Origin of the sequence: Paenibacillus sp. PastF-3, from assembly GCF_029893135.1 — a bacterium.
GTDB lineage: Bacteria > Bacillota > Bacilli > Paenibacillales > Paenibacillaceae > Paenibacillus_AQ > Paenibacillus_AQ nitricinens.
On record NZ_JARXWM010000001.1, the window covers coordinates 164,675 to 183,333 of the forward strand.

19 protein-coding genes are annotated in these 18,659 nt (G+C 41.7%); 14 read left to right on the top strand and 5 right to left on the bottom strand.

The window, feature by feature from the left end; translation table 11 throughout:
• Window position 1 precedes the first annotated feature (1 nt).
• Window positions 2-2,071 (top strand): M56 family metallopeptidase, encoded by a 2,070-nt coding sequence (locus tag M2444_RS00770; protein ID WP_280785989.1) that lies wholly within the window; start codon window positions 2-4, stop codon window positions 2,069-2,071.
• A 992-nt stretch (window positions 2,072-3,063) separates the two neighbouring features.
• On the opposite strand, the gene M2444_RS00775 is transcribed toward M2444_RS00770, so the two are convergent.
• Window positions 3,064-3,198: a hypothetical protein gene (locus M2444_RS00775; RefSeq protein ID WP_256990004.1), complete on the bottom strand. Its 135-nt coding sequence runs from the start codon at window positions 3,196-3,198 to the stop codon at window positions 3,064-3,066.
• Between the two features lie 210 nt (window positions 3,199-3,408).
• Here M2444_RS00775 and M2444_RS00780 point away from each other — a divergent pair, with 210 nt between their 5' ends.
• From M2444_RS00780 to M2444_RS00800, 5 genes are read left to right on the top strand one after another with little or no spacing between them, the layout of a single operon-like run.
• On the top strand, window positions 3,409-4,428 hold the full coding sequence (locus tag M2444_RS00780) for an ABC transporter substrate-binding protein (RefSeq protein WP_280785990.1): 1,020 nt from the start codon (window positions 3,409-3,411) through the stop codon (window positions 4,426-4,428).
• A 22-nt stretch (window positions 4,429-4,450) separates the two neighbouring features.
• Window positions 4,451-5,458 carry a FecCD family ABC transporter permease gene (locus M2444_RS00785; protein ID WP_481857441.1) on the top strand — a complete coding sequence of 336 codons (1,008 nt, stop codon included), beginning with the start codon at window positions 4,451-4,453 and terminating at the stop codon, window positions 5,456-5,458.
• The gene (locus M2444_RS00790; protein ID WP_280785992.1) at window positions 5,451-6,488 is read left to right on the top strand and encodes a FecCD family ABC transporter permease; all 1,038 of its coding nucleotides are present in this window, start codon (window positions 5,451-5,453) and stop codon (window positions 6,486-6,488) included. The genes M2444_RS00785 and M2444_RS00790 overlap by 8 nt, the downstream gene beginning before the upstream one ends.
• A 19-nt stretch (window positions 6,489-6,507) precedes the next feature.
• On the top strand, window positions 6,508-7,308 hold the full coding sequence (locus M2444_RS00795) for an alpha/beta hydrolase (RefSeq protein WP_280785993.1): 801 nt from the start codon (window positions 6,508-6,510) through the stop codon (window positions 7,306-7,308).
• Window positions 7,309-7,316: 8 nt separating this feature from the next.
• Window positions 7,317-8,069, top strand: a complete 753-nt coding sequence (locus M2444_RS00800; protein ID WP_280785994.1) for an alpha/beta hydrolase — start codon at window positions 7,317-7,319, stop codon at window positions 8,067-8,069.
• A gap of 52 nt (window positions 8,070-8,121) precedes the next feature.
• Here the strand turns inward: M2444_RS00800 and M2444_RS00805 are convergent, their stop codons facing one another.
• Window positions 8,122-8,655, bottom strand: coding sequence for an SRPBCC domain-containing protein (locus tag M2444_RS00805; protein ID WP_280785995.1), 534 nt, complete (start codon window positions 8,653-8,655; stop codon window positions 8,122-8,124).
• Window positions 8,656-8,673: 18 nt separating this feature from the next.
• Window positions 8,674-9,006 (bottom strand): ArsR/SmtB family transcription factor, encoded by a 333-nt coding sequence (locus M2444_RS00810; RefSeq protein WP_094873804.1) that lies wholly within the window; start codon window positions 9,004-9,006, stop codon window positions 8,674-8,676.
• A gap of 292 nt (window positions 9,007-9,298) precedes the next feature.
• On the opposite strand from M2444_RS00810, the gene M2444_RS00815 reads away from it, so the two are divergent.
• The 7 genes from M2444_RS00815 (at window position 9,299) to mnhG (ending at window position 15,890) form a co-directional block, all read left to right on the top strand.
• Window positions 9,299-9,937 (top strand): universal stress protein, encoded by a 639-nt coding sequence (locus M2444_RS00815; RefSeq protein ID WP_231573438.1) that lies wholly within the window; start codon window positions 9,299-9,301, stop codon window positions 9,935-9,937.
• 127 nt (window positions 9,938-10,064) lie between these two features.
• Window positions 10,065-12,929 (top strand): Na+/H+ antiporter subunit A, encoded by a 2,865-nt coding sequence (locus M2444_RS00820; RefSeq protein WP_280786328.1) that lies wholly within the window; start codon window positions 10,065-10,067, stop codon window positions 12,927-12,929.
• Window positions 12,929-13,264, top strand: coding sequence for a Na(+)/H(+) antiporter subunit C (locus M2444_RS00825; protein WP_076121569.1), 336 nt, complete (start codon window positions 12,929-12,931; stop codon window positions 13,262-13,264). Before M2444_RS00820 ends, M2444_RS00825 begins: the two co-directional genes overlap by 1 nt.
• Window positions 13,261-14,739 carry a Na+/H+ antiporter subunit D gene (locus M2444_RS00830; RefSeq protein ID WP_280785996.1) on the top strand — a complete coding sequence of 493 codons (1,479 nt, stop codon included), beginning with the start codon at window positions 13,261-13,263 and terminating at the stop codon, window positions 14,737-14,739. The genes M2444_RS00825 and M2444_RS00830 overlap by 4 nt, the downstream gene beginning before the upstream one ends.
• A gap of 5 nt (window positions 14,740-14,744) precedes the next feature.
• Window positions 14,745-15,218 (top strand): Na+/H+ antiporter subunit E, encoded by a 474-nt coding sequence (locus M2444_RS00835; protein ID WP_094873798.1) that lies wholly within the window; start codon window positions 14,745-14,747, stop codon window positions 15,216-15,218.
• Window positions 15,218-15,511, top strand: coding sequence for a Na(+)/H(+) antiporter subunit F1 (locus M2444_RS00840; protein WP_094873796.1), 294 nt, complete (start codon window positions 15,218-15,220; stop codon window positions 15,509-15,511). Before M2444_RS00835 ends, M2444_RS00840 begins: the two co-directional genes overlap by 1 nt.
• Window positions 15,486-15,890, top strand: a complete 405-nt coding sequence (mnhG, locus tag M2444_RS00845; RefSeq protein WP_256990002.1) for a monovalent cation/H(+) antiporter subunit G — start codon at window positions 15,486-15,488, stop codon at window positions 15,888-15,890. The genes M2444_RS00840 and mnhG overlap by 26 nt, the downstream gene beginning before the upstream one ends.
• 112 nt (window positions 15,891-16,002) lie before the next feature.
• Here mnhG and M2444_RS00850 read toward each other — a convergent pair whose 3' ends face one another.
• Both M2444_RS00850 and M2444_RS00855 read right to left on the bottom strand, forming a co-directional pair.
• Window positions 16,003-16,380 (bottom strand): PilZ domain-containing protein, encoded by a 378-nt coding sequence (locus M2444_RS00850; RefSeq protein WP_094873794.1) that lies wholly within the window; start codon window positions 16,378-16,380, stop codon window positions 16,003-16,005.
• Window positions 16,381-16,499: 119 nt separating this feature from the next.
• On the bottom strand, window positions 16,500-17,081 hold the full coding sequence (locus tag M2444_RS00855; RefSeq protein WP_094873792.1) for a TetR/AcrR family transcriptional regulator: 582 nt from the start codon (window positions 17,079-17,081) through the stop codon (window positions 16,500-16,502).
• A 340-nt stretch (window positions 17,082-17,421) separates the two neighbouring features.
• On the opposite strand from M2444_RS00855, the gene M2444_RS00860 reads away from it, so the two are divergent.
• Complete coding sequence (locus tag M2444_RS00860) at window positions 17,422-18,573, top strand: MFS transporter (RefSeq protein WP_280786329.1); 1,152 nt, start codon at window positions 17,422-17,424, stop codon at window positions 18,571-18,573.
• Window positions 18,574-18,659 lie beyond the last annotated feature (86 nt).

Here is an 18,659-nt window from a genome sequence, read left to right on the forward strand (position 1 = left end):
GGTGGCTCAGCTGTTTGGACAACTTTTAAACATGAGCATTACGGGAAGTTATGTGATTGTGTTTATCATCGTGGCGCGGCTGTTCTTAAGAAAAGTTCCCAAAATATTCTCCTTTGCCTTATGGTCTGTGGTTTTGTTCCGACTTCTATGTCCGTTCTCGATGGAGAGTATATTTAGTTTTATCCCTTCTGAAGTCCAGAACTCACCTCTAAATAAGCTATACACACAAACGCCTCAAATCCCAAATGTAATCAACACATCCGAGCAAGCCGTAAATAATATATCACCCGTACCTATCCCCTCTACACCTGCTGTACCAAGTGGTATAATCCCTTCAAATCCTTCAGACGTGTGGATTAACATTGTCCAATATCTATGGTTGATTGGGATTGTGCTGCTGCTCATTTACTGCATTGTTACTACTATTCGACTTTCACGAAACTTAAGAGACGCAACCCCACTTTTCGAAAATGTATATGAGCATAACGGCATCTCCACACCTTTTGTATTCGGCTTCTTTAAGCCTAGAATATACCTTCCAAACGGTCTTTCCGATCATGAAAAAGCTTATATCATCAAACACGAGCAAGTGCACATACACAGGTGCGACCACATGATAAAACCTTTAGCGTTCGCTGTTCTGTGTGTACATTGGTTTAATCCATTGGTTTGGCTTGCTTTTTATCTGATGAGTGATGATATGGAGAAGTCCTGTGACGAAAGCGTCATAAGACAGATGGGCAGTGGAATTAAAAAGGAATATTCGACATCACTTTTGTCCTTATCTACTGGAAGACGGTTTATGGGTGGTTCACCACTTGCCTTTGGCGAGAGCAACACAAAAGGACGAATTAAAAATATTCTGAATTATAAAAAACCAGCCTTTTGGGTTATTTTAGTCGCAATCTTAGTCGTGGCTGCACTGTGTGTCGGGCTCATAAGTAATCCGAAAAATGATCCATTAACCGTAAAGGATTATGCCGAGCAATTTATGGAGCAGAACATTACGAGTTATGAGAACAGTAGAGATATTAAAATAATTGATAGTCAAATTACTAAGCTTGAAAAAATAGCGTCATTGGACGAACTGCTTGCAACACCCTTGGAAATTTGGAGTTTAGAATATCGCTTGAAACCGGATGATCCAACTAAGCTGACGATGACGGAAAATACGGTCGATGGATTTATTACCGAAGAAGGAAGCATGGGAAAGCCGATACTTATTTTTTCCATTATGAATTCAACACCGCAGTATCTGGGCGTCATCAGGAGCGGAGAGAATGATATGTCTTCACCAGCCGGTCAAGAAATGGCAGTGCGTGTGTTTCTTGAAGCAAACCATCAGCTTCCGCATGAAACTTATAGTGGGAAGCATATTCTAGTGAAATTCCCCTTAACTACAGGCGAAACAAGCCAACTGTTGTTATCCCAACCTGTTATTCAAGGCGCTTCAGGGATTTGGAGTGTAGAGCGCTGGAAGGATTCGAACGGAAATGAGTATTACAATACACCTCAAGCCGATGTTACGATAGCTGAATATTATGCCCGTCTGCAGACATTAGCTGATGAGGGGGAGGAGCCAGCACAACTTGATCCTTTACAGGTCGCAATGAATTATATAAGCAATGATATTGGAATGGGTCAGCATGTTAAGCTGGATCAGCTTGTGGTGGACAATGAGGCTACAGCTGATGATTTTGCGATCACGCCCGAGAGTATATTAATAGGCTATGTTTTTAATCTTAGCCTGGAGAATCATTCCTTTGATTTTGATAACATTGAATGGCTAACAATGGAGGATTCCGCTCGCTTTAAAGGGTTGAATATTAATCCAGATGATGATATGCCTAATGGATTTTATATCCTCAACAAATATACGTATACCGATCCATTAGAAGTTACAGAGGATACGAGATATTCTATAGTTGATGCTAATGCGGGTGCTCTAAAAGAAGTAAGCAAGCAGGAGTTTATCGAATATTTCAAGCAATATACTGACTTTATGCCCCCATGTGTGATTACTAAAAAAGACGGATATGTCACCAGCATTGCTGAGAAATATATGCCGTAAAATTTCCACTGATGAAAAAAGTTGAAGTATATTTATAGTGCAGAAGAACCCGCAAGTGGTGCGGGTTCTTCTAAATGTTCTTCAGCATGTGTATAGGTGCTGGCTCGTTTACGTTACCTTCGGCACAATGTATTCGGTTATTCGCATACATTTGGCTTATTGCGTTACCTTCGGCACAATGTATTTGGTTTTTCGTATACATTTGGCTTATTACGTTACCTTCGGCACAATGTATTCGGTTATTCGCATACATTTGGCTCGTTTACGTTACCTTCGGCACAATGTATTCGGTTTTTCACATACATTGGCTTATTGCGTTACCTTCGGCACAATGTATTCGGTTATTCGCATACATTTGGCTTATTGCGTTACCTTCGGCACAATGTATTCGGTTATTCGCATACATTTGGCTCGTTTACGTTACCTTCGGCACAATGTATTTGGTTTTTCGCATACATTGGCTTATTGCGTTACCTTCGGCACAATGTATTCGGTTTTTCGCATATATTGGCTTATTTACGCTACCTTCGGCACAATGTATTTGGTTTTTCGCATACATTTGGCTCGTTTACGTTACCTTCGGCACAATGTATTCGGTTATTCGCATACATTTGGCTCGTTTACGCCTTCGGCACAATGTATTCGGTTATTCGCATACATTTGGCTCGTTTACATTGCCTTCGGCACAATGTATTCGGTTATTCGCATACATTTGGGTCGTTTACGTTACCTTCGGCACAATGTATTCGGTTATTCGAATACATTTGTCCGTAAGCTCGACTAAAACATGTATTCTAAGGATTTAAGATCCGCTCGGTCCGTCATCCCAAAGAGGCGTGTGCTTAATTAAAAACAGGGCTCCCCATGGCCAACAGTAGAATATAGGCCCATCCCTTGAGTTCATTTCACATTTCTCCGCAATCTAGAAATTTCAAAAAATTCTATTATAGCAAGTATAAACGCCTTCGGTGTTCTTAATAGGATGGTAGAGTCTAGGCCATTGGCAGATCCAACTGTTTACGAAACTTATTCCGAACTACGACAGAGAGTGCATCTAGCTCGACAAGCTCTGTCAGAGCGTACGCCTCTTGAAGACCAACCTGCATTAGATGCAGTATATGTGACACGGATGCACCGCCAGCTCCATTTTCTTTTTTAACAATTACGTCACCTACGGGAATTTCTCCCTTTATACTGATCTGACAATTTACAAAATTTCAACTATTTAAAGAAAGGTATTGATAATTATTCTCATATGATTTAATATGATAACGATTCTCATTATCATTGCTTAGAATTAAGGAATGATAAAAAAAATATAGATGGGGAGATAGAAAATGAATCAGAAAAAAGTTTTATTAGCAGGGGTATCAGCAGTATTAGCTTTGAGTTTGGCAGCTTGTGGGAACGATGCAAAGGACAACGCAGCTTCAGAAAAAAGTGCAAATAATGCTGGAGTAGCAACAGAGGGAAATGCAAATAACAAAGGAAATGCGGCGGCAGCAGAGACAGTTGCCACTGAACAAACCATTACATATCTAGGTAAGGATTATGTAGTACCTGCAGAGATTCACAATATCGTAGCTGCAAGTCTGGAATCTATGGAAGATGCTGCAATCCTAGGAGTGAAACCTGTAGGCGTACTTGCAATAGCAAATGCCATTCCAGGTTATCTGTCAACTGAATTAGCTGGTGCATCTTTAGTGGGGGATAAATTTGCTCCGAGCAATGAGGCGATCTTGCAGCTAGATCCAGATGTTATTTTAGGGTCTTCCAAGTTTGGTGAAGATGTATCGGGTGCGCTTAATAAAATTCAAACGATGATTCCTTATTCACATATCTCAACAAACTGGAAAGATAACTTGCGCTTATTAGGTCAATTATCCGGTAAGTCAGCAGATGCGGAAAAGATTATTAGCGATTATGAATCTAAAGCCGCGGGTGCAAAGGCTGAGATTGGAGAAAAACTGAAAGATAAATCCATTCTTGTGATCCGTATTCGTCAGGGCAGCATGTGTGTATATCCTGCTGGTGTTTATCTAAATCCGGTTATTTACGAAGATTTAGGTGCTACCATTCCCGAAGTAATAACAACTACTAAAGCTCAAGCTGAGCTTTCACTAGAAGCTTTAGCGGAAATTAATCCAGACTATATTTTCTTGCAGTTTGAGACCAGTGAGAATACGGATAATGCAACAGCACTTGATGATTTACTTAAGAATCCGATCTTCAAAAGCGTGAATGCAGTCAAAAACAATCATGTCTTTGTAAATGCAATTGATCCTTTGGCGCAAGGTGGTACGGCTTGGTCAAAAGTAAGATTCTTGGATACTGCAATTGAAAACCTGTTGAAGTAAAACTGAAGGTGCGATGAATAAGATGAATACAAAAAATTGGAAAGTTATATTGATCCTATCAACTTCTCCATTATTCATCGTATTAGCAATGGTTGTATCCGTCTTATATGGTGTTAAGGATATTGGAATAGCAACAATCTGGCAGGCGATTACACACTTCGACGCAAATAATGTGGACCACAACATTATTATGACATCTAGATTACCGCGTGTAATCGCCGCTTTATTAGTTGGAGCGGCCCTGGCTGTTTCAGGGGCATTAATGCAAGGCGTTACACGGAATTATCTTGCATCACCATCGATTATGGGAGTAAATGACGGATCGGCATTTGTTATTACGTTGGCTATGGTGTTTTATCCTGGATTATCGAATGTTCATATGATTCTTTTATCCATGGTGGGTTCCGCTATCGGAGCGGGGTTGGTTTTCGGATTTGGCTCATTGGTCAAAAACGGCTTATCTCCAGTCAGACTAGCCATTATTGGTACTGTAATTGGTACATTTTTAAGTAGTATTGCCTCAGCAGTAGCGATGTTTTTTCAAGTCTCACAAAATGTTAGCGTTTGGTATAGCTCAAAAATAAATACTGTAAATCCAGATATGCTAATATTATCCATTCCCTTTATAATCGTTGGTCTGCTCTTGGCGGTTAGTATTTCTAAATCTGTAATGGTTGCCTCCCTAGGGGATGAAACAGCAATTAGCTTGGGTCAACGGACAAAATGGGTGAAAATCATCAGTATTTTATCTGTTATATGTCTGACCGGAACAGCAGTGGCCTTAGTAGGTAAGATTGCCTTTGTTGGTCTAATTATTCCTCATATTACACGTTTTATAGTTGGTATCGACTATCGTTTCATCATTCCTTGCTCAGCAGTCATTGGGGCTGTTTTTTTAGCATTTTGTGATGTCTTAAGCCGGTATATTAACTTTCCGTTTGAAACGCCAATTGGCGTTGTGACCGCCTTTATTGGCATCCCGTTCTTCCTTTATTTAATTCGGGTTAAAGGGGGAGAGCAGCGTGGATAGAGGGAAAATACAGTATAGTCGCTATCTATTGACGCTACTAGCTTTTATCCTGCTTACGCTTGTGGCGGGGTATTTTCATCTAACGAATGGCGCATTTGATATGTCTGTCATGGATGTGATAAAAACGCTGCTGCGAATCCATCCCAATCCTAAATTTGACCTGGTTATTTTTCAATTTCGATTGCCACGGATCATTATTGCGTCATTAGTAGGCATAGGTCTGGGGATAGCTGGAACGGTCATTCAAGGCATTACCCGAAACGGGCTGGCTGATCCAGGTATCCTTGGGATTAATGCAGGTGCCGGAGCTGCCATCGTTGCATTTATGTTTTTCTTTCAGATGTCAGGGGTTACTTTTTTTAAAGAAAGCTGGTTTTCGATACTAGCCATGCCACTCTTTGGTTTTGTGGGGGGGCTTGCCGCAGTTGTGGTTATCTTTATTTTCTCTTGGCGGAATGGTGCGCTTGATATGCAACGTTTGATATTGACAGGGATCGCGATAAGCAGTGGTTTTGGGGCGTTGTCGTTGTATCTTTCTTTAAAAATGAATGCAAGTGATTACGAAATGGCTGCGGTATGGAGTGTTGGAAGTATTTACAGCGCGAATTGGACTTATATCATAATGATCACACCTTGGGTGCTGATTTTAGGATTTGTAATGTATCGAAAAAGCTACTTGCTCAATTATTTTCAATTGGAGGATTCCAGCACAAAAAGCTTGGGAATCTCCGTAGAAAAAGAAAAGCTAATCTTTCTGTTATGCAGTGTAGGAATTGTAAGTGTATGTGTGTCTGTGTCCGGTTCTATAGGTTTTATAGGATTGATGGCTCCTCACATCGCTAGAAGATTAGTAGGGATAAATCACCGCTATATTATGTTATCCAGTGCAGTGGTTGGGATGTTCTTGCTTGTGATCTCGGATTATTTTGCCAAAACATTATTTCAGCCAGCAGAGTTACCTGTGGGAATAGTCGTTTCGATTATTGGCATTCCTTATTTCTTATATTTATTAGCCAAGTCTAGAGTGTAGGGGAGAGTGAGCAGCACATATGTCAACACAAGTTGAACTCGAACACACAGAATCATGGAAACTAGAATCTCAGTATATGGGTTACACGTATGATATAAAGGTCTCACTTCCGAGAGTAGAAGCACCTGAGAAGGGATTTCCTGTCTATTACATGCTCGATGGAAATTCATATTTTCAATTGGGCCGGGATGTCGTGAAATTGCAGTCCAGAAATGCGCCGAAAACTTTGATTGCACCAGCCATCGTGATTGGTATTGGGCATTATGGTTCAGACGATGAGGTTTCTAAAAGAAGATTTTATGATTTTACGCCTACTGCGGAGCAGTATGTATATCCAGATCGTTTGAAAAATGCTGACTTAGGGCCACATGGTGGTGCCGAGAAGCTCTTATCTTTTTTAGAGTTAGAATTGATGCCGCTGATCGCTAAAAATTATAATGTCGATCCACAGAAGCAAGCCTTGTTTGGTCACTCATTAAGCGGTTTGTTTGTCCTATGGACACTATTCACTCGCGCGGAGCTATTCCAGTATTATTTAGCTTCTAGCCCGTCGATTTGGTGGAATGATCATGAAATCCTGGCCTATGCGGATCAATGGTGCAATCAGGGTCACATGACAAGACCCGAGCAACGAAAGCTGTTGATCACAGTGGGCAGTGAAGAGGCGTTTATGGTCGATGATGCTAAAGGATTATTTTCAAAATTGTGTGAGTATTCTTTGCCGAATTTACAGGTTGAGCATTACGTAGCGCCAGATGAAAACCACGCGTCAGTAGTGCCGACCATCATGAGTAGAGCGTTCCGTCTGTTGAATAGTTAAGGAGGGGGATGACGAAAATCATGTTAGGAGAACTAACTACCTTCGAACATATGGGGCGACAAATCACCGTGTATCTTCCTAAAGCATATCAATCGTTTACAGAACGAAGCTTCCCCGCGGTTTTCTTACAGGATGGCGATTTTTTGTTCAAAGAATCGATTACAGCTATAGAAAATGATGTGAAAGAGGGGATTACGGATCCGGTTATTTTTATCGGGATTGATTCTCAGCATCGTAATGATGAATATACACCTTGGGAAATGCCTGCTCTTTTTAAGGATTGGTCTTTTGGGGGCAAGGGGGATGCCTATTTAGATTACGTCTATCAGAATCTTGTTCCATATATTAAAAGTGCATATCGCATCTCTCAAGAGCCAGGCAAATTGGCATTAGGCGGTGTTTCATTAGGTGGATTAATAAGTCTGTATGCGATGTACAGGACGGAGCCAATTTTTGATAACTATATACTCATATCTGCGTCTGTGTGGTTTAAAGATTTTATCGATTACATGGAGATTACAAGGTTAGATCGGGAATGCAAAGTTTATATGTATGTAGGTGAACAGGAAGGTATCCAGAAGACTAATGCACAGAAGGACATGGTCCCTAATAGCAAACGTGCTTTTAATCTTTTAAAAGAGAAGATAGATGGAGCGGATCATCGTGTGAAGTTTGAGACAGATCCACTGGGAACGCATAATGACACCTTTTTCCTACAATATTTTCCGAATAGCATCCGATTCTTGTTTCCCGTAAAATGATAAAAAGGACGAGCAGGAGGGAGTATCCTTGCATCGTCCTATTTTCACGGCTTTAGTTGCTCTTCTGTAAATTCTCAAGATGTACGTCCAGATTATCAAAGGTTTGAGAGATACCCGGCAGCATCCCCATATCAATCACTTGTTGTAACGCTTCTGGAGAAGCGTATTTACCGGTGTTTACCAGCTTCGTTTGACCAGCCAGCTCGATAAAATCTAGTTGTACAAGCGTTTCAGGCAGATCTTTCGAAATATTACCCTCTGCATCTGAGAACCAGTCCGTATAAATAATTTGCTCCGGAAACGTAATTTCCCGATAAAGCGCTTTGCCCCATGACTCCATACCGTAAAAATCACCCTGATTCTTATCCTCGCATTTCATGCAATAATGCCAAGTCCCCCCTGGACGGAAATCGACATGACATACGGGAATCGTCCAACCTTTAGGCCCCCACCAATGCTTCAAATGCACAGCCTCAGAAAAAGCCTTAAAAACTAGCTCACGTGGAGCTTTAAAAATACGCTCTAAGATTAGTGTACTGCCTTCAACTTTGTGTACTAGGTGGTTGGTTTGGTTAGAATTTGTCATGGGATAGATCCTCCTCGTTTACTTTTCCTTATCTGATTCCTTGCTTTGTAGCTTCTGCAAATAATCATCCAGTCGATCGTAGCGTTCCTCCCACATATGGCGGTAGGATTCTAACCAAGTGTCTATTTCCTTAAATGGTTCAGGTCGGAGCTTGCAAATACGCCGATTAGCAACTGCTTGCACTTCAATAAGCCCCGCTTCACTGAGTACACGCAAATGCTTAGACGCTTGAGGCTGCCGCAGCTGAAGATTTTCCGCGATCTCTCCAACGGTTAGGGGGCTATCGCGTAATAGTTCAACGATCTGCATGCGGTGAGGCTCAGCTAAGGCACTCATTACGTTAGTATTCATAAACAAAAATCACTTCGATTCATTGAATTGATTCGTATTTCCTATTCGTGATTACAATATACCATTATGCGAATATTCCTGTAAAGGTATATTTAAAATTTTCATTGTATGATAACTTCAAAAGAAGGGCATAGTACAAGCATTAAGAAGAAAAATGTTCCATGATAACCACTAAACTTTACAAAAAACATAGGAATAGATATAATTAAGTATAACTTATCGGTTTTTGATGTACGCAAGGGGCCTAACGCCAGTAGGCTCCTTTTGTATTTCTTGGCCATGTTACAGGAGGGTGAAGGTCATACACAATGAAAAAATTATGGTTTGTGTTCATTATGGTCCGCATGGGGAGCGTTTAATCCGGCGTGGTGTGCAACTGTCTGAAATAATAGGGGCCCCATTGTTTGTATTAAATGTCGATAGTTCGGACAATGATGAATATAATCAGAGCAAAGAAATGTATATGACGGTTTGGAAACGTCTTGCCGATGAAGCTGGCGCAGAGTTTATCATTCGGAAACGTGAAGGCCGTAAAACAACTGATATTATTGTAGAAGTAGCTGAAAAGAATGAGGTTACACAGATTGTCATCGGACAATCTGCCCAGACTCGATGGCAGGAGCTTACCAAACGTAATTTCATCAATGAACTCATTGGTAAAATGAAAATGATGGATCTGCATGTCGTGGCCGTTCAACGGATGCGCGCCGGGTTGGAAGAAACCCATGAGGAAGGTGTAATCGCCTACCTGGTCAAAATTGGGGATGAGTATCAGCTCAGTGATGAACCCAAGGGAGAATATTCGCTTAAAGGAAAGTTCTTTCACGAATTACACACAGAATTTGAGAACGGTTTATTCAGAATTGAGCAAGAAGATGGAAAGGCTAGATATTTGCATATTTGTGATGGCACATTGACCGATTCTTTATAATCGGGCGTGCCCTTATCTTCATGAGGGCCTATTATTAAGGGCCCTTCCAATCATATGATCTTTGGCTTTTGGTAAAAAAGTAAGTACTAAAGTTCACAACTTGATAAGCTCAAGTGGAAAAGGAGGACTGCCTTTGCTGCATGTAATCATACTTGTTCCGTTTCTAATGGCCTTAGTAATCGCACTTTTGACCAAGAGAGCATCCAACCTTCATAGAGGATGGCTTGTTTTCCCCGGTTCGCTCGCTTTGTTTGTATATTTTTTAACCCGGATTCCCGTGATTAAGGGAGGGGATTTGGGATATGAAACCGTTTCGTGGATTCCTTCCCTAGGGATTGACTTGGTTTTCCATCTGGATGGATTAAGTTTACTCTTCGCTCTGTTAATCACTGGAATGGGTAGTCTTGTAATTATCTATTCGATTTATTATCTAGACAAGCGAAAAGAAGCGTTGACCCCTTTTTATATTTATTTAATGTTGTTTATGGGAGCGATGCTTGGCGTTGTGCTCTCGGATAACTTGATGGTGCTATACGGTTTTTGGGAATTAACAAGTGTCTCGTCATTTCTGTTGATTGCTTTTTGGCATCGGCGGCAAAAATCGCGGTATGGTGCTTTGAAATCTATGTTGATTACCGTATTTGGTGGTTTAGCGATGTTTGCCGGCTTTTTAATGCTGTATGTGATGACAGGCACCTTTAGTATTCGGGAAATTTGGAGCGAGGTTGGAGATATTAGTGGGCATGCGTTGTTTATTCCAGCGATGCTATTAATTCTATTAGGTGCATTTACCAAATCAGCGCAGTTCCCGTTCCATATCTGGCTGCCGGATGCCATGGAGGCACCGACACCCGTAAGCGCATATCTTCACTCAGCAACGATGGTTAAAGCTGGATTGTATCTTGTCTCCCGTTTCAGCCCTATTTTTGCGGGGCAATATGAGTGGTTCTGGATTGTGTCAGGCGTCGGTTTGATCACCTTGATCTATGGTTCGATCCAGGCGATGAAGCAGACGGACCTGAAGGCTCTATTAGCCTATTCAACAATTAGTCAACTTGGACTGATTATGGGATTGCTGGGAATGGGATCGGCAGCGGCATTTTATATAGGGGAAGAAGCTGTCTTTTATACTGCTGCAACAACAGCGGCTATCTTTCATCTTATTAACCATGCTATCTTTAAAGGCTCATTGTTTATGATGGTCGGTATAGTTGACCATGAGACGGGTACCCGCGACCTGCGAAAGCTGGGCGGACTGATTTCCATTATGCCGGTTACCTTTACGGTAGCGATGATCGGCAGTTTCTCGATGGCTGGTTTGCCGCCATTTTCCGGGTTCTTAAGTAAAGAGATGTTTTTTACAGCTGTTCTGAATATCCGAAACCTGGATATATTCTCTATTCCCTCGTTGTTTACGCTCTTCCCGGTTTTGGCCTGGATTGCCAGCGTGTTTACTTTTGCATACAGTATGATTTTGGTATTCCACACCTTTTTCGGAAAATATCAGCCTGAGAAGCTGGACAAAAAACCGCATGAAGCCCCATTTGGACTTCTGCTTGCCCCGTGCCTGCTTGCAGTGCTGTCTATATTTATTGGTTTTTTCCCGAATATTTTATCTAATACACTTATTATCCCTGCAATGAATGCTATTCACCCTATCTTGCAGACCGGGGAACCTTTTGTTGTGAATATCCATTTCTGGCACGGCTGGACACCAGAAGTATGGATGACACTTGGTGTTGTGATTCTTGGTATTACTGTATACCGAATCTATGGCCGCTTAAGTCTGGTCGATAAAGAATGGGGCAGTGGCTACACTTTAAATCAAGTTTATGACGGAGTAATCCGGCTGGTTGAGAAATTGTCTAGATGGGTGACTGGTTCTTATATGACTGGTTCCATGAGACATTATTTAATGTATATTTTTTCCTTCTTGATCGTAACGATTTGCGGTGTCGTCTGGTATTCAGATGGAATTACACTTGGTACGACGGAGTATACTCCTTTTTCTTTGTTTGAGGTTATTGCTGTAATGGTTTTGCTTCTAGGTGCTTTAGCTATTCCGTTTGTACGTTCGAGAATAACAGCCATTTTGTTAACAGGAATGGTTGGTTATATGGTTACTTTGCTCTTTGTTCTGTTCAGAGCTCCTGATCTGGCGCTTACACAAATGATTGTTGAAGTGGTATCTGTTACCTTGTTCCTGCTATGTTTCCGGCATTTGCCTAGGCTGGAAAAAGAGAAGCTCAAGCCTCGTGCGCATTTCCTTAAACTTATTATTTCCATCGGGATGGGCGTAACGATGACATTGGTTGCACTTGCTGCTTTAGGCAGTAGTCCATTCGAATCCATCTCGAAATATTATGTGGAGAATAGTTATACTTTGGGTGGCGGTAAAAATATTGTCAATGTTCTGCTCGTTGATTTCCGCGGCTTTGATACTATGTTTGAAATAACAGTACTAGGTCTCGCCTCACTTGCTATTTATTCCATGATCAAGCTGCAGTTGGATGGAGAGGGTACAGCATCCCAACTGAAGAGGGTTGTTCCCTATAATAAGCCTCGTTATTCTCGAAGTGATGATGTGTTACTACAAGCGGTAGCTAAAGTAGCATTCGTTATCATTCTGATATTTTCGTTGTTTTTGTTTTTTGCCGGTCATAATAATCCGGGAGGCGGATTTATTGGGGCTTTGATGGCTTCTGCAGGTTTGGTGCTGCTTGCTATTACTTTTGGGATGGATATGGTTGAGAAGGTGCTGCCTATTAATTATCGTAAGTTAATTGCGATCGGGATTTTGATTGCTTTCCTTACCGGGGTTGGCTCATTTATATTCGGCGTACCCTTTCTGAGCCAAACGTTTGGATATTTCCAATTGCCGCTTATGGGCAAAACAGAACTAACCACTGCAATGTTCTTTGATCTTGGTGTTTATCTAGCTGTTATTGGTGTCACTATGAATATCATACTTACGATCGGGAGGGATAGCTAATGGAGCTCGTTGTTGCCTTGGCGATCGGCGTATTGTTTTCCGTAGGTGTGTATCTAGTCCTTTCCAAAAGCTTGCTACGCATCCTACTGGGTACTAATTTGATTACCCATGGTGTTCATTTACTGCTGCTGACGATGTCGGGTCTCAAGACAGGGGCTCCACCATTGCTTGGTGAAAAAGCAGAGGCATATGTAGACCCGTTACCACAGGCGCTCATTTTGACCTCAATTGTAATTAGTTTTGGAGTAACAGCATTCTTCATTGTTTTGGCATACCGGACTTACCGTTCGACGGGTACGGATGATGTGGAAGGCACCAAGGAGGAGAGACAATGAACAACTTGCTAGTGCTGCCTCTGCTGATTCCGGCCTTTACGGCAGTGATATTGATTTTTCTAAAAGAACGAGTGGACCTGCAGCGTATGATCAGTGCCGTCAGTGTGTTTTTAAATATCTTGGTTGCTGGAATTATTGTGTATCAGGTAGGTACAAACGGAATCCAAACCCTAAATATGGGTGGATGGCTTCCGCCATACGGGATTGTGTTTGTTGCCGATGTGTTTGCGGCCTTACTTGTGTTAATCGGCGCTATCGTTGGTGCAGCTTGCTTATTTTTTTCCTTCGCGAGTATTGGGGAAGAAAGAGAACGGTTTTATTACTATCCGTTTTTCCATTTCCTATTAACTGGGGTGTTTGGCTCCTTTCTCACCGGAGATCTATTTAACTTGTTCGTCTGTTTTGAGGTCCTGTTAGTTGCCTCGTATGCTTTAATTGTACTTGGTGGCTCCAAAGGTCAACTGAGAGAGACGTTAAAATATGTATTAGTTAACGTGATTTCCTCTTCCTTGTTTGTAGCAACGCTTGCTTATTTATATGCCGCGACAGGAACGCTGAATATGGCACATCTATCTATGCGTGTAGCGGAAGCGGGACAAGGCGGTGTCATGAACGTCATTGCGGTTCTGCTGCTGATCGTATTTTCGATAAAGGCGGGTTTGCTGCTCTTTTTCTGGCTTCCGGATTCTTATAGCGCACCACCAGTGGCTGTTAGAGCACTGTTTGGGGCCTTGTTAACGAAAGTAGGATTGTATGCAATTACACGTACTTTTACATTGATTTTTATTCAAGACCCGGGACTCACCCATACACTGATCGCCTGGATGGCGGGAGCGACGATGATCCTTGGTGCAATCGGTGCACTGGCTTACAACGATCTGGGGCGAATTTTTAATTATAATATCATTATCAGTGTTGGGTTTATTGCTTTTGGGATTTCTGTCGCGACTCAGGATTCGTTAAATGGTGTAGTGTTCTATTTAATGCATGACATGGTTGCCAAGGCATTATTATTTTTCCTGGGCGGGATGATAATCTCGGCATCGGGCACCGACCGCTTAAAAGAAATGGGTGGTTTAATCCGACGTTATCCGTGGACCGGCTGGATGTTTTTTGTACTGACTTTGGCATTGGTTGGTGTTCCGCCTCTTAGTGGTTTCGCTGGAAAAGTTATGATGGTACGTAGTGGATTTGGACAGGATCACGTGGCTCTTGCGCTGATTGCACTCGCATCCAGCTTCGTAGTGTTATATTCCTTGATCAAAGTATTCCAGCAGGTATTCTGGGGTGGCGAGAAAAGGGAAGAACAAGTCAAACCGCTTCATTATAAATCTATGATGGCACCGGCGGCTGTTCTGTTTGCGATTGTAATTCTGATGGGTGTAGGTGCTGAGACGGTAAATGGATACGTCAGCCAAGCCGGAGCTGTACTGGCTGATCCTGCACTATACATTAACGCTGTCATGAAGGAGTAGATACTATGGCATTTCAACTATTATTGAATTTCATGATAGCATTCCTGTGGATGTTTCTGCACAATGACTGGACTGGTCCGCGTTTTGTCATTGGTTTTCTGCTCGGTATACTCATTCTGCTCGGAATGCGTCGTTTTTGGCCCAGGTTATATCTCGGAAAAGTGTGGGCGATCCTTAAGCTAATCCTGTTGCTGCTGCGGGAGCTGATCGTTTCTAGTTATGTAGTGGTAAAAGCCGTTCTAAGACCAGAGCTAAATATACGTCCAGCTATTCTCAAATATACTACAGAGCTGAAATCAGATTGGGAAGTGGCTACATTGATCACATTGCTCTGCCTAACGCCTGGATCGGTGGTACTTGAAGTATCGGATGATAATCGGACATTGTATATTCATGCCATGGATGTTGAAGACCCTGCACAGTTCAGAGCCAATATCCGTGATACCTTTGAGCGTGCGATACTGGAGGTGACCCGCTAATGATCCATTTTATTCTTATGTTATCCATTACGATCATGGCTGTAGCAATAGGCGTATGTGCTTGGCGTCTGGTGAAGGGACCTTCCTTGCCTGACCGCGTGGCTGCACTGGATACGATCGGAATTAATCTGTTAGCCATGGTGGCCGTTTTATCGGTCTTTCTCCAAACACAGGCTTTTATAGAAATTATTTTGTTGATTGGAATTCTTTCCTTTATCGGAACGACAGCCTTTGCCAGATATATCGAAAAGGGAGTGGTGCTAGAAAATGGAAATGATCAAGACTACAGGTGAGTTGCTGTTTGCCTTGTTAATTCTTATAGGGGCATTGCTTAGCGCTGTAAGTGCTATTGGTTTGATTCGGCTGCCTGATGTATATCTAAGATCACATGCTGCCGCGAAGAGTGCCACTCTCGGTGTTTTATGTGTCTTGGTTGGGGCATTTCTATATTTTGCATTTTTTCAGGATCATATTAGTGCAAAGCTATTATTAGGAATTGTCTTTGTATTTATAACTGCGCCTTTATCCGCCCACCTAACAGGTAGAGCGGCATATCGTTCCGGTGTTCCTCACTGGGACCGGAGAATTCAGGATGATTTAAAAGAGGTGCTGGAGAAAGAGCAAGTTATACCAGTAACCCCTGAAGGAGATATACCTCAAGAACAAAGGTAGAAGTGTTAGGAATTGTCTTGATTTTCAATAACAGCAGCAAAAACTATAACAAACCCGCATCTACACGCGGGTTTGTTTTTTATTAATGGAGTACTATTCTTTTGTTTACATCTCAACGAACCAATATTTTTCCTTCTCCAGCGAGCCTGCGTAGCACCCTTGGAAGAAACTCAATGTCTGCTTCAGGAATGTCTAATTGAATACCGTAATGGAAACAGTCCTGCTGTTCTCTATTCCATTTTAGAACTCCTTCTAAGTAAATAGATTCATCCGTAAGATTCATTTCCATACCAATCCGTACTAGGTTATTCTCTGGATTAATGTTGAGGGGTAACGATAAGTGGCAGCCTGTTCGACTGATGTTGAACAGTACAGCTCTTACAGGCTTAGAAGGAACCTGGATTCCGTTAATGCTAAGAATATGAAGATCAAGGGTTACAGGTTCTTTAAGGGTATATCGAAAAGGTTCAGTTCTGCGATTAGTGTTCATATGCTCCTCCATACTTTTCCATCTACTATAAATTATCGACAGGAAAACAGGATTAGTGAAGAGTTATTAAACATATTAAAGATTCGAAGTTACAAAAGCTGCATACCTGATTTTTGATTTTATCGTAACAATGTAAGTATTTCTTTTACAGAATTATCTACAAATGATCTTTCAGGACGGGATTTCATGATCACAGTAAGTCCAATTAATGATATGACTAGTGTCTGCGCTAAACTCTTTGCGTTAATAGCGGGATCAAGCTCACCTGAGCGCAAACCTCGATCAATCGTTTCTTGAAATATTACCGAGAGATACATCTGGTGTTCTCTTGTTAGGAGCTCAAATTTCTCATCGTGGGGTGAAAGTTCAACCATTGAATTAATGCAAAAGCATCCCCAGTTCGGATTTTGTCCATATTCCTTTGCCACTATATTTTCGAAAAAGTCACGGAATGCCTCTTTAACAGAAGAATTGTTTTGAAGCTTGTTACGAACATAGGCAGCATGAGAACTCGTATATTTCCGCAACGCAGCTTCAAATAGTCCTTTTTTATCTCCGAAGGTAGAGTAGATGCTAGGCCGTTGAATACCCATTCTTGATGTCAGGTCGCTTAAAGAGGTAGCCTCGAACCCTTTTTCCCAAAATACTTTCATAGCAGCATCTAATGCTTTTTCCTCATCAAATTCACGTGGTCGAGCCATACTAACTCCCTCTTTTCATATCGAACAGTATGATATTATTTTATGGTTTGAATCTTTGTATGTCAATTAAGAAATGGGTTTTTAAATCGTCTGTATCTAATTTTTTGTTGTTCTATAAGCTAATCTCTTGACAGTTATCTTTTTTTAGAGTTATATTTGTCAAATATATTTACGTACTGATCGGTATGTAATTTATGAATCTGATAAAAGTCAATCTCAGGAGGCGTTAATTTTGGGGGAATCTGTTGAGGAATCGAAAGCTATTATAGTGGATCAAACAGACAAAAAAGCTAAAAAAGTACAAGGAGGGCTTAGAGCGTCGGAACCAGTTCCTGTATCAATAATATCTCGTAGTGTGGCACTTTTATTTTCCGTCGCTTGCGGAATAGTTGTTGCTAACATATATTATGCGCAACCTTTACTGGACGCTATTTCGAACGAGTTTGGTATTTCTCATTCATTCGTTGGACTTGTTATTACAATTACTCAAATTTTTTATGCACTTGGACTGTTGCTACTAGTGCCTTTGGGTGATTTATTAAATCGGCGTTGGCTGATCGCTGGACAGATGCTGCTATCCGTATTGGCTTTAATTGTCGTTGGTACTGCCACCAGTAGTATAGTGTTATTCATAGGTATAGCAGCGGTTGGGTTTCTTGCCGTAGTGACACAGACGCTTGTTGCGTTCGCGGCAACTTTTGCTGCTCCTGCCGAACGTGGGCGTGTCGTTGGTGTTGTGACAAGTGGAATCGTCATTGGTATTCTACTGGCGCGAACTTTCGCTGGCGTATTAATGGATTTAGCAGGTTGGCGTTCTGTCTACCTTGTTTCCGCGGTATTAACACTAATTATGGCATGTGTATTGTTTCGGGTGCTGCCACATTATGAGCACACAAGAAAATCATTATCTTACCTACAGTTGATTCGTTCAATGTTCACGTTGTTTGCTCAGGAACGAACTCTTAGAATCCGTGCTGCACTAGGTATGATGATTTTTACCGCTTTCAGTATATTATGGACGTCTTTAGTATTACCTCTCAGCGCCCCGCCGTTTTCTCTTTCACATACTGCGATTGGAGCGTTTGGTCTCGCAGGTGTTGCAGGCGCGTTAGCAGCAGCGCGAGCAGGTCGCCTTGCTGATCGAGGTTTAGGGCAGAAGACTACCGGTGTAGCCTTGATTCTTTTGCTCATATCATGGTTGCCAATAAGTTATGTTCAGCATTCACTTCTTGCATTAATCGTAGGTATTATCCTACTTGATCTTGCAGTACAAGCCGTACATGTCACCAATCAGAGCATGATCCTTACTTTGCGACCTGAGGCACGCAGCAGGCTTACTGCCGGTTACATGATTTTCTATTCCATTGGCAGCGCCACTGGGTCGATCGCATCTACCAGTATCTATGTTTACTTTGGCTGGAACGGAGTGAGTTTGTTAGGTGCAATTGTGAGTGCTCTGGCTCTTCTTTTTTGGTCATTAACAAAGGAGTAACTGAAGGGATGAGTATTCGTGCTGAAAAATTGTAACACTGATCTCTTATAATTAGGTGCGATTTCTAAGTCTTAACGCTCCAGCCA